The sequence below is a fragment of the Flavobacterium cerinum genome (assembly GCF_024496085.1).
In the GTDB taxonomy this organism is placed as follows: Bacteria; Bacteroidota; Bacteroidia; order Flavobacteriales; family Flavobacteriaceae; genus Flavobacterium; species Flavobacterium cerinum_A.
Genome location: NZ_CP101751.1, coordinates 3,640,424 through 3,653,307, shown reverse-complemented (window position 1 = coordinate 3,653,307; position 12,884 = coordinate 3,640,424). Strand labels below are relative to the sequence as shown.

The 12,884-nt window shown below is 37.6% G+C and carries 7 protein-coding genes; all 7 read left to right on the top strand.

The annotated features are described in order from the left end of the window. Positions 1-9: 9 nt before the first annotated feature. The 7 genes from NOX80_RS16480 (at position 10) to NOX80_RS16450 (ending at position 12,638) form a co-directional block, all read left to right on the top strand. On the top strand, positions 10-1,596 hold the full coding sequence (locus NOX80_RS16480; protein ID WP_256550900.1) for an ABC-F family ATP-binding cassette domain-containing protein: 1,587 nt from the start codon (positions 10-12) through the stop codon (positions 1,594-1,596). A 133-nt stretch (positions 1,597-1,729) separates the two neighbouring features. Next, a complete protein-coding gene (locus tag NOX80_RS16475; RefSeq protein ID WP_256550899.1) occupies positions 1,730-3,328 on the top strand; it encodes a T9SS type A sorting domain-containing protein in 1,599 nt (532 codons plus the stop codon). A gap of 11 nt (positions 3,329-3,339) precedes the next feature. Beyond that, positions 3,340-6,618 carry an RHS repeat domain-containing protein gene (locus NOX80_RS16470; protein ID WP_256550898.1) on the top strand — a complete coding sequence of 1,093 codons (3,279 nt, stop codon included), beginning with the start codon at positions 3,340-3,342 and terminating at the stop codon, positions 6,616-6,618. Positions 6,619-6,628: 10 nt separating this feature from the next. Continuing rightward, complete coding sequence (locus NOX80_RS16465; protein ID WP_256550897.1) at positions 6,629-10,222, top strand: DUF6443 domain-containing protein; 3,594 nt, start codon at positions 6,629-6,631, stop codon at positions 10,220-10,222. Between the two features lie 330 nt (positions 10,223-10,552). Further along, on the top strand, positions 10,553-11,236 hold the full coding sequence (locus tag NOX80_RS16460; protein ID WP_256550896.1) for a hypothetical protein: 684 nt from the start codon (positions 10,553-10,555) through the stop codon (positions 11,234-11,236). Positions 11,237-11,239: 3 nt separating this feature from the next. Further along, a complete protein-coding gene (locus NOX80_RS16455) occupies positions 11,240-11,644 on the top strand; it encodes a hypothetical protein (RefSeq protein WP_256550895.1) in 405 nt (134 codons plus the stop codon). 433 nt (positions 11,645-12,077) lie between these two features. Continuing rightward, on the top strand, positions 12,078-12,638 hold the full coding sequence (locus NOX80_RS16450) for a hypothetical protein (RefSeq protein ID WP_256550894.1): 561 nt from the start codon (positions 12,078-12,080) through the stop codon (positions 12,636-12,638). Positions 12,639-12,884 lie beyond the last annotated feature (246 nt).

Here is a 12,884-nt window from a genome sequence, read left to right as displayed (position 1 = left end):
AAAGAAATTATGTTGATTTTACAGCAACTATCCTATATGCATCCCAATAGGGAGCTTTTGTTTGACGACCTGAATTGGGTAGTGAACAACCATGAAAAAATAGCTTTAATCGGAAATAACGGTGTCGGGAAATCGACTTTATTCCGAATCATAACCGGAGCGCTACAACCATCCGGAGGTCAGTGTATTGTGGATACTGAACCGTATTATATTCCGCAAATATTCGGACAATACAATCAGCTTACCGTTGCAGAAGCATTGGGGATTGATCGTAAATTGCGAGCGCTGTCCGAAATTTTATCCGGTAATGTAGATGAAGATAACTTTACGCAACTTAACGACGATTGGACTATAGAGGACCGTTGCCGGGAAGCGTTAACTTACTGGAAACTGGAGGATATTAATCCGGAGCAATTGATGGAAAGTCTGAGTGGCGGACAAAAAATAAAAGTTTTTTTGGCGGGAATTACGATCCATCAGCCGGAATTGGTTTTACTGGATGAACCCAGTAATCATCTGGATTATGAAAGCCGACAGTTATTGTATGATTTTATCAAGTCATCAACCTTAACGATGATTGTAATAAGTCATGATCGGACGCTGCTCAACCTGCTTGATACGACTGCCGTTTTAACAGCTGCGAGTATTCGGGTATATGGCGGAAATTATGATTTTTATGCTGCTCAGAAACAGATCGAAAACAATGCGTTGCATCAGGATATTCAAAGCAAAGAAAAAGCACTGCGGAAAGCAAAGGAAAAAGAAAGGGAAACCCTCGAGCGACAACAAAAACTGGATGCGCGGGGAAAAGGAAAACAGGAAAAGTCAGGAGTTGCCCGAATCATGCTGAATACAATGCGTAATAAGGCCGAAAACAGTACATCGAAACTAAAAAGTATACATGCTGAGAAAATTGGCGGAATAGCAAAAGAATTACAGGATTTACGGACGACATTACCGGACATCGATAAAATGAAAATCGGTTTTGGAACGCCCGGATTACATAAAGGAAAATTGCAATTTAAAACAGAAGGATTGAATCACCGATATGATCAAAAATGGCTTTGGAAACAGAATATCAAGTTTGAAATTGTCAGTGGTGATCGAGTTGTGATAAAAGGAGCAAACGGTTCCGGAAAGACAACATTGATAAATTGTATTCTGGGAAATATACAACCGGAAAAAGGAATGATCCAACGTACGGAAGGAAAACTAATTTATATTGATCAGGATTATTCGCTGATCGATAATACGATCACGGTATATGAGCAGGCACAAGAATTCAATACAGCAGCTTTACCGGAACACGAGATCAAAATGCGATTAAACCGGTTTTTGTTTACTCGTGAAGATTGGCAAAAATCCTGTAAATCGTTAAGCGGTGGAGAGCGAATGCGATTATTACTCTGCGGACTCACCATCGGTAATCAGTCGCCGGATTGTATTATACTGGATGAACCGACTAATAATCTGGATATTCAGAATATTGAAATTCTAATGGCTTCGATTACGGAATATCAGGGTACTTTAATTGTTGTTTCACATGATATGTATTTCCTGAAACAAATCAACGTTGATAAGACGATTGACTTATAGTAGGTCAAGTTCGTTATTATACACAACAGGTTTTTAAAACCTGTTGTGTATAAATAAGTATTAGTTTATACCATTTTTATAATTAAATTTAAGTTCCTCCTCATTAAAACTATAACTATTTATTCACAGAAAAATGACAAATCGTACCTCCACTAAAGTTAGGATTTCGGCACTACTATTGCCATGCCTTTTTCCGATGGTATCCCAGGCGCAGGATATCCTATGGGAAAAATCGTATGGAGGTAAGCATGCCGAGTTCCTCGCAGACGTACTGCCTACACCCGACTATGGGTTCCTCTTAGCCGGCAGTTCCTTATCCGACAAAAACGGAAACAAAGAAATGGCTTCCAGCGGTAATTTCGATTACTGGCTTTGGAAGATGGATGAACACGGATCGCCCGAATGGCAAAAAAGCTTCGGCGGTTCCGGTATGGATTTCTTGCAAAGCGTCCAATTAACTTCCGATGGCGGTTTTATTCTGGCCGGAATCTCCCAATCGACAGAAGGAGCCGGTAAAAAAGATAAATCCCGTGGACAAGACGATTTCTGGATCATCAAGCTCGATGCAAAAGGAAGCGAACAATGGCAACGCACTATTGGCGGTAGCGGACAGGAACAACTCGCTTGTATCCGTCGTACCAAAGACGGTGGTTATATTATTGGCGGCTCCTCCGCTTCGGGTAAATCCGGAGATAAAACCGAAGACCATTATGGCAATCTGGACTATTGGGTTGTTAAATTAAATGCCGAAGGTACCATCGAATGGCAAAAAACCTATGGCGGTAAACACCTGGATCAATTGAAAACCATCGAACAAACCCCGGATGGCGGTTATATTATCGGTGGCTATTCCAATTCTCCGGCTTCGGGTAACAAACAAAGCGATAACATCGGTGCCGGTGATTACTGGATCCTGAAAACCGATAAAAACGGTCTTGTCGAATGGCAACGTACATTAGGCGGTGACGGGGATGATAACCTGACGGCACTCATCCAATGTCAGACCGGCGGTTATTTATTGGGCGGAAGTTCCAATTCGAATCCCTCACGCGATAAAAGCAGGGCTAACGGTAAAGGAACGGATTTCTGGTTGGTGCGTTTGGACCAGGACGGACAAACGATCTGGCAGGAAACCTACAACTACGGTAAAACGGATTTACTAACTTCCATTATTGAGAATCCCGATCATACCTTTTTAATCGGCGGTCATGCTGCTACAGAAGTGGGTGACGGAAAGAAAGACAAAAAGGACATCAACGATTATATCGCTTTAAAGATCAATGATAAAGGTGAAGAATTGTGGAGCAAAACCGTAGGTAGTGACGGAGAAGACATTTTATCCCGATTAGTTGAAACACGTGACGGCGGTTATCTGTTGGCCGGTACCTCTAAAGGTACTGCATCCCGTGATAAAAACGGTAGTCATGGCGGTAGTGATTTCTGGGTGGTAAAACTCAAAGATCGTTACAAGAAAGAACCGGACAAACCGGCGATCGAAGCCTTACCGAATCCGGCGCAGCAATTTACCAACATCATTGTGGGCTATGACTTTCAAACCGGAACTGCATCAGTATTCGATTTATCCGGAAGACAACTCCAACAATTCACAATCGACAGTCGTACCGTACCGGTTGATTTAAGTACGTATCCGGAAGGGATCTACATCGTAGAAATCCGAACCAACGTACAAAACAACTCGGTAAAAGTCATTAAAGGCATCCAACCTAAATAAGAAAAAAATACATGAAAAACAGTACTACCTATTTGCGATCAGCATTATTTTTTTGGTTTTTGCTATGGAATACAACCTACGTAGCCGCTCAGGATGATGCCAGCAGTTATCTTCCGAATATTGTTCCGCCTTCACCTACAGCTTATGCGCTCGGTAATTACGGAAATGTACCGGTAGGAATGGTAACAGGCGCACCCAACATCGAAGTTCCGTTACTAACATTCAAAAACAGGAATATCACAGTCCCTATCAATATATTCTACGGTTCCAACGGCATTCGTGTTGATGACATTGCTTCTAAAGTCGGTTTGGGATGGAATGTAAATGCCGGAGGTGTTATGACCCGAACAGCTAATGATGTCGCTGATGAGAAGGCGGCTACTTCACAACTTACTCCACCTGATAATGATCTTATCGGAGGAACTTTTTCAACCGCTGCAATCAATTATATATATGAGATTGGAAACAACAGCGCAGTGGATTCGGAAGTGGATATCTTTTCGTTCAATTTTAATGGAATTTCAGGAAAATTTGTACTGGATCGTAACGGAAATCCGCTGAAAGTAGAAAATCAGACGGTTAAGATTGATAAAATCCAGAACGGTACGGTCTTGAATTTTATCGTTACTACTAATGACGGTGTTAAATATTATTTTGAGGAAACGGAATCTACAACTTTCCGTTCACAGGGAGCCGGACATAGTATACCGCAAACCTATACTACGGTTTGGTATCTGAACAAAATTATACATCCTTTAGGCGATCAGGTAAATTTTGAATATGAAGAGCATAGCTATCGTTATACGGCTTCTCAATCACAATCACTTACGATTTCCAATCCCTATTATCAGGCCAGTTGTAATTCATCCTTGTATAGTTACGGCCCTTTTCTAAGTACGCCTGTAAATCACCTGATGACAATCAACGGGAAACGGCTAAAACGGATCTATTCCAATAATAGTTTAGACGGGCAGTTGGTGTTTACTTACGAAGCGGGAAATGACCCGGAAATGCAATACGGCAATAATAAACTTCAAAAAATAACACAACGGAATGCTGCTTCAGCTATTATTGAAGAACTGACATTCGGTTATATTCAAACACCAAACAAACGAACTTTTCTAAATCAGATCACTTTTAAAGATCCGGGCAAAAAGCATACTTTCAGCTATATGACCCCGGAATATTTACCGTTGCGACTTAGTATGGCACAGGATCATTGGGGCTATTACAACGGCGCCGGAAATCAAAGTTTAATAGCGAGAGTTCCGGGATTGGAAGGAGTCAATTTTACAGCGGCAAATCGTGATCCTAATTTTGTATATGGGCGATCCGGATTATTGAACAAAATATGTTATCCGACTAAAGGTTGTTCGGAGATTGAATATGAAGCCAATAGGCTTTTAGGGCCGAAAGTAATTCCGGCGAATGTGGTCTCGCATGCGATGTATATCAATAACGGACCTCAGGGAGCTTTACCGGGTTATGCAACGAATAATACCAAGGATATAACTGTTGGCTTTAGCCAAATGGTTTCGATCGGAGGCCATGGAGGTTTTAATATTTCGGAATGTGATCCGGGTATGGACACGGGATTTCATCATGCGACTACGCTTTCGGTTCGCAGTATAGAGGATAATCAACTTGTTCCGTTACAGGTACCTACACAAGGCGGTTATCAATATTACGGAACCAGCGCGCAATTCTCGGCCAATTCGCTATATACTGGTTTTTATTTTTCGGCAGTTCCCGGAAAAACCTATCGTATCAGTTTTACAGGTAACTATCGTTGTACAACCGGTAGTTGTACAATCACATGGTCGGATACACAACAACAAACGGTTTACGTGGATCAGGATACAGGCGGAAGCCGGGTAAAAAGTATTAAGGATACGGATAATAGTAATATAGCAATTTATAAACGCTATTATTATAACGCTCCGTCCGATCTGAACAAATCATCCGGAATAGCATCCGGCCTTCCGTATTATTCAGATAAAGTGATTAAAAGAGAGGTATGTACGCCAAATCCGGGAGCTCCGGGATCAGGTGGCGGAGGCGCTGCTTGTGATTATCGCGATATTGCTTTACGGGTCATCTCATCAAGTAGTATTATTCCGATTTTTGAAAAAGGAAATAACCTCTTTTACCAAAATGTTACCGTAAGCTATGGTGATGATAATTTTAAAAACGGAGCCGAAGAGCATCAGTATACCGTCAATTTCGATTTACCGGGTCAGGTTGTTAATAATACCGACTTTAACAATGGATCCAGAACCAATTCCGGCTGGGATCACGGTCAGGAGAAAAAGACAATTATTTACAAAAAAGGAATTGCCGGAAACCTTTTACCCGTAAAAGAAAACACTTTTGATTATTTTCTGGATACAAGAATCAGTACCGGAATTTACAGTTACCCGGTTCGTATCGCTTTTGGTCTCGTATGTTATCAGACCGGACAGCTAAATAGTATTGAAAATGTTGATGTAATGGGAACTTATATTCGTCCTAATTGGTCGTATTTAAAATCTTTGGAAGAAAAGAGCTTTTTTTATGACGGAACCGATAATCTCTCAGGAACATCTGTGATGACCAAAAACTTTAAGTACAACAACGCGCAACACACATTATTGTCGGAAGAAGTAACAACAGTATCAGCAGGGGAAACCATGACCACCAAACATTATTACCCTCAGGATGCCGAAGTTGCCGGTGAACCGAATTCAACGGCTTTAGTAGCAAGATATATGACCGGGACGAAACTCAAAACAGAACAATATCGCGGTAATGATCGTATTTATACCAAGATGACCGAATTTGAAATGTTTACCGGTAATTCTTTTTTGCTTCCGAGTGTGATCTATGCAGGTAGTGACGATCTTTTAGAATCGAAAATTTCTTTTGACTATGATAATAGTGGAAATATTCAGGAATACCGTACAGAAGGAGGCGCACCGGTATCCTTTATCTGGGGCTACAATAAGAGTCTTCCGATTGCAAAAATTGAAAATGCAACCATTATGCAGATTGGAGCCACATTAGGTATCGGAATCAATGGTGTACAAAATCTTAACGAAAGTAATCTTTCGCAAATAAACGGATTGCGAAACAGTTTACCGACTGCCAATACTACCACATTGGAATTTGAACCGATGGTAGGAATGAAATCAACTACCGATCCGAAAGGAGAGAAGACCACATTTGAATATGATAGTTACAACCGATTAATAAAGGTAAAAGATAATGATGGCAATGCACTTACTGAACATATGTACAACTATCGCCCATAAAACGGAAAATATGAAAAGAATAATTTATATCCTATTTCTGTTGCCTTTAATGCTGAGGGCGCAGGATAATAGCCAGAATTTTGTAAAATCAATCCATTATCGTCAGGTTAGTTCCGGAAATCCTCAGGCTACGGTTCAGTATTTAGACGGATTCGGACGATTGGTTCAAAAGGTAGTTAACAAGCAATCCGGAACAGGAAAAGATCTGGTTACGCACTATGCCTATGATCAGGGTAGACAGATTAAAGAGTATCTTACGTATTCGACTGATCAGATGACAATGCCTTTTTATCCGAATGCAGAACAGTCTACTTTAAACTATTCACACTACGTAGGGAAGTATCCGGTCAGTGAAAAGCTTTTCGAAAGTTCACCTCTTGAAAGAGTACTAAAACAAGGCGCTCCCGGAGCCGACTGGCAAGTTAATCCGACAGCAAATAATGACCATACCATAAAGTTTGAGTATCGGACTAACGTGCAAAATGAGGTAAAGCGTTATTTTGCTACCACTACATGGAATGCCACATCCGGCCTTTATGATATTCAATTGACAGACAATGGTTATTATGCGGCAAACGACCTTGAAAAGAGTAGTGTCAAAGACGAAAACTGGACAAGCGGAACAAATAATACCTCAGAAGAGTTTAAAAATAAAGAGGGGCAACTGGTGTTAAAACGTACCTATAGTAACGGGGCGCATGACACCTATTATGTTTATGATAAGTTCGGAAATCTTACATATGTAATTCCGCCTTTGGTAACAAATCCGACCGCCCAATTAAATGATTTGTGCTATCAGTATAAATACGATAAACGGAAGCGTCTGGCAGAGAAGAAATTGCCGGGTAAGCAATGGGAATTTATGGTTTATAATAAAGCAGATAAACTGGTTGCTACAGGACCTGCCAATTCACCGTTTTCGAATCTTTCGGGGACAGGCTGGTTGATTACAAAGTATGATGCTTTCGGAAGAGTAGCCTATTCAGGTTGGTATAATGGAACGGAAGCTACGGCAACCGGTCGGAAAACGATGCAGGCAACGTTAAACTTTTCAGGCGACTTTTACGAATCCCGTAACAATCCGTTTGTATTAAACGGTGTAACGGTGGGCTATACGAACTATACTTTCCCAACCGGCGGTATGCATGTATTGAGTATCAATTATTATGACAATTACAGCTATCCGTCTGCATTGGCTGTTCCGTCTGCTGTCGAAGGACAATCCGTATTGTCGAATCCGAAGACTTTGATGACGGCAAACTGGTTACGCATATTGACAACATCCAATGAAACATTGGCTGAGGTAAATACAATTTTCTACGATGCAAAAGCCAGAGAAGTAAGGGGATATATAAGCAATCAATTCGGCGGTTATACCCAGATTGATACAAAGCTGGATTTCACCGGTAAAAAGCTATATACAAAGACTTTTCATAAAAGAGATAATACTATGGCTTTATTGACCATTGTCGATCAATATACCTATACACCGGAAGACAGGCCTTTATTACATACCCAACAAATCAATAATGAGCCGGTACAATTGCTTACCAAAAACACGTATAATGAGATTGGCGAACTGATTTCAAAAAATGTCGGAGGTACTGATGCAACCGGAGCGGTAGGATTACAAAAAGTGGATTATCGTTATAACATTCGCGGATGGCTGACCGATATAAATAATATGAATGCTGTAGATGATCCGGTTTTACGGATGGAAGAGGCCGATTTATTCGGTTTTAAAATCAATTATAATCAGGTAACGGAAACAGATGAAGACGGTATTGTTTTTTATGGAACAACAAGCGCTTATGGTAATGTAAAACGGCTTTATAACGGAAATATTTCCGAAACGTTCTGGAAAACAAAAAGTGATAATGTCCTGCGGAAATATGGTTATAAGTATGATGATTTAAACCGGCTGACAGGTGCTTATTACCAAAAACCATTAGCTGCGGAGACGATAACCAATTCTTATGATGAATATGTAAGTTATGACAAAAACGGTAATATTCTGAATTTAAAACGTATGGGTAATCTGGATCATCCGAATGTCACGATAGACATTGACGATTTGACTTATGTTTATAACGGGAACCGGTTAATGCGGGTAAACGATCTGACCAATAATCCGGAAGGTTTTAAAGACAACGGTTATGGAAATACCTATAACGATTATGCTTATGATGCCAACGGTAATATGACCCAGGATGCGAATAAAAAGATTACGAATATTGTTTATAATCATTTAAATCTGCCAACGGAGATTCTATTCGCAGATGGTAATAAAATTAATTATATTTACAACGCAGGCGGTAATAAGGTACAGAAAAGTGTATTGGAAAATGGTAGTACCAAGAGTATTGATTACTTATCCGGTTTTCAATATTTAAATATGAAGCTATCATTTTTTCCGCATGTTGAGGGGTATGTAAAGGTTACAAGTGATACTTATTTTAATTATGTATTTAATTACACGGATCATTTGGGTAATATTCGGGTAAGCTGGACCTGGGACGATAAAAACGGAGCTTTGGCAATCATGGAAGAAAACCATTATTATCCGTTCGGACTAAAACACCGGGCTTATAATACGGAAGAATATACTTATACGATGCCGATGGACGGCTCTCCGGGGTATAATGTTCCGGAATTAAATATTGTGGTTCCGAGAATACCGAATCCGTATAAATATAGGTATAACGGAAAGGAGTTCCAAGACGAGCTAGGGCTTAATGTTTATGATTATGGTGCAAGGAATTACGATGCGGCGATTGGTAGATGGATGAATATTGATCCAAAATCAGAATTATTGGAGAGATCTTCTCCTTATGTATATGCATTAAATAGTCCAATTGTATATGTTGATGGAGATGGTGAATTACCAATTTTGATTAATGGTAAAACTATGGCTGATTCTGAACGAGCTGATATCAGCTATTGGACAAAAGAAATAGTTAACACAATTAAAAATTCGGGTATTGCAAATCCAGGTGGAGAAGTGCATTATGTTGATGGTAATAGAGGATGGAATCATTATAATGGTAAATCTTGGGCATCAGAACGTAATCCTGAGTTTCCTAGCGATAGAAGAATGGGTGGAAGGTTAGCTGCCAAAGATGATTGGAAAAATGTTTTGTCAAAATTAGCAAGAGATCCAAAAACTGGAAAGATTATTGAAAAAATTCAGATATACACTCATAGTAGAGGATCTGCTTTTGGAGTTGGGTATACTGAAGAACTTTTAAAGCTAATAAAAGAGAATGCTCGTGAATTTTTGGATGCTAATAATGTAATTGATTATGTATTTAATATGGCTCCTCATCAGTCAGATTTTTTGACTAGTCCAGAAGGAGTTGATGGATACTCAATGGATCATTCTAGGGATAAATTGTCAGATAATGATATGAAAGGGCTTGAAGGAGCATTTACATCTAAGGAGAAATCTAATGGAGCTTTTGGAGCTCATTCAATAACATCTTTTAATGATAATTTAAAAGTATTTATATCTGCTTATCTTAAAGGTGGGACAAATAAAGATATAAATAATAATTTCATTAAAATGATGAAAGAAAAATATGGAATAACTGTAAAAATAAAATAGGAATGGAAAAAATAAAATTTTTTGGGATCAGTATATTTTCTCTTATTATATTGTTGATTATATGGTTTTTTTTCTGCTTTTTATTAGGGTTTGCAAGTAATTCGATGAAATATCAAAAAGAAATATGGCTATTGTATACAATTATTATGTTAGTTCATTTTTTGATAATGAGATTCGTTTATATAAAAAGATTTAGTAAAAGTATAAAAACAAACTATTTATTTGTTAATATCTCTTTGTATATAATTGGTGCACTTTATTTTTATTTCTACTCTTAATTAGATTTAAAATAAGATTTCCCTGATAACGCGGATTTGCAACCCTGATGGAATGGGTGTTGATGATGTAATTTTAACAGGAAATAAAGCTAAAGAAGCTTTTCAACAGTTACAGTCATCTGTAAATGGACAATTAAGTTTGTCGATGGATGATAAAGGAAAGGTAACAGCTACTCAGGTTGAAGGTTCAACTCTTTCAAAAGGAGCATCTGAATTATTGGCAGCAACGAGTGATAGTAGTGTAACTGTGAACGTTTCAGCAACTGATAATGACATTACTTCTGGTGGAGAAGGTCCATTATTAGGCTTTTTTGGTGGCAATAAGAGTGATAATCCATCTATTGAATCATCTCTTCCAGGTGCTCCAGACCAAAAAATAGTTGCTAATCAGGAGGTAAATGCTGATGCACTAGGAAAGTTGTCAAATATAAATGGAAACCCTGGGCAAGCAATGCTACATGAAGTAACAGAAGCTTACCGTGGAGCTGTAATAACACAAGCTGATGGTAATTCAGGTGTTCGTTCAACGGCAAATAATGATGATGGGGGTAATCCAACAAGTGTATATAGAAGAGCACATGATGGTGCAGTAAGCCAAGGAGGAAATATATCAGAGCATTTTTATAATGCACAGGGACAAGAAGTGTATAGAGGAAGTAGTAATTTCCAGCCTGTCCAATTAATTTATACGACTGGAAATAATACACCGTTCCATACAGTACCTAAACAACGATAATTTATGAAAAATATCATTTTTACATTAGCAGTTATTTTATTTATATCATGTAAACCATTAAACAACAATCAAGAACAGGTTGGGGAATACAAAGTTTATAAGATAGACACTATTGATTCGTTCTATACAATTTATTGTGAGAAGAATGGTGAGAAATACAAAATTGTTTCAAAAGAACAAAATGAAAAAGTAATTAATTCAAATGAAAAAATTGCTGTAGGACAATCCTATAATTTTGTTTTAAATTTATATCGCCCGAATAATGATAGTAACCCTTTGACAAATGCAACAACTGCACCAAATGTAATACGTTGCTATATGTTTGAGAACACAAAAATTTGCGAGGAAGAGGGGATAAAACTATATACTTCTAATAATCTTAAAGGATTATCTTTTATTAAAAGTTAGATTTTTAAAAAACATTAACCCGATAGCGCGGATTTGTAATCCGTGCCAATAAAGAAAGAGCAAACTACAACCGATAACGTGGATTTACTTCGTCCGTTCGGCTAAACCTGCTCTCTTGATTTGCAATCCGTGCAAATCATTAGAGAAACTTCAGTCCTAAAAAGTTGTAGTTTTTTATAGGATTGTGCAATTATGAAATTCCCCGATCTTACGGATTTGTAATCCGTGCAAATCATGAGAGAAACTTCAGTCCTAAAAAGTTGTAGTTTTTTTATAGGATTGTGCAATTATGAAATTCACCTAATCTAATTATGGAACGGATTTGCAATCCGTTCCATTTGGTTAATAGATTTAGTGGAAAATTAGAAATTTATTATGAAAATCTAAAAACTACAAAAACTAATTTTAATTATTATCAAAAAACCAATTAGAGATGAGATTGTTTTTTTATATTATTATTTTTTTAACGCTAATATCTTGTAGTAGTAAAAAAGAAACAGTACTTAGTGACAGTATCGTTAAAAAAGAATGTTTACTTGTAGAACAAAATTTTGATATTCTTAATTTATCTTCAAATGAGAATGAATTGTCAAATACTGAATTAAAATCTTTTAATGCCAGCGAATTTAGATACGATGTTTTTTTTCATTACTTGATTGAAGGGACTAATAATTATTTTTTAGAAAGATGGTATGTGGATGATAATAATGATTGGTATCATATTCAAATAAAGAAAGATGAGAAAAAAGTAAGTAAAATAGTGTTTAATGAGGAAGAAACCTTAAGTCTGTTTGGTTTTTTTGAATCAAAATCTTATATTCAAGACTGTAAAGACTGTTTTGGATGTAAGAATTACACTTTGCTGATTAAAAAAAAGGGGGAGCAATTTAAAATTTTAGCTAACGGAAATCTTTTCACAGATTTAAGAGGTAATGATAAATTAAAAGTTGAGAAATATTACAATATTCTTCAATATTTTCAAGAAAAAAAATAACCTCGATAGCGTATATTTACTTCTTCCGTTTGGTTAAAACCTCGGGTGTATCCGTACAAATTATGAGACAAGCTCAATCACATCTAAATCTTCTTAATCAACAGAAAGAACATTCAACATGGAATGGAACTACACCTGGATTTAAACGGGATATTAATAATGTTATAAATATGTATAAACGAATATTAGGTCAATAATTATGATGGCAAATTTTTTATATTCAATCTTATTCTTAATTACTGCTGG

Excerpts from the sequence above, each read along its gene's own strand:
- NOX80_RS16450 (WP_256550894.1), top strand. The coding sequence starts at position 12,078 with ATGAGATTGTTTTTTTATATTATTATTTTTTTAACGCTAATATCTTGT.
- NOX80_RS16470 (WP_256550898.1), top strand. The coding sequence starts at position 3,340 with ATGAAAAACAGTACTACCTATTTGCGATCAGCATTATTTTTTTGGTTT.
- NOX80_RS16480 (WP_256550900.1), top strand. The coding sequence starts at position 10 with ATGTTGATTTTACAGCAACTATCCTATATGCATCCCAATAGGGAGCTT.
- NOX80_RS16475 (WP_256550899.1), top strand. The coding sequence starts at position 1,730 with ATGACAAATCGTACCTCCACTAAAGTTAGGATTTCGGCACTACTATTG.
- NOX80_RS16460 (WP_256550896.1), top strand. The coding sequence starts at position 10,553 with ATGGGTGTTGATGATGTAATTTTAACAGGAAATAAAGCTAAAGAAGCT.
- NOX80_RS16465 (WP_256550897.1), top strand. The coding sequence starts at position 6,629 with ATGAAAAGAATAATTTATATCCTATTTCTGTTGCCTTTAATGCTGAGG.
- NOX80_RS16455 (WP_256550895.1), top strand. The coding sequence starts at position 11,240 with ATGAAAAATATCATTTTTACATTAGCAGTTATTTTATTTATATCATGT.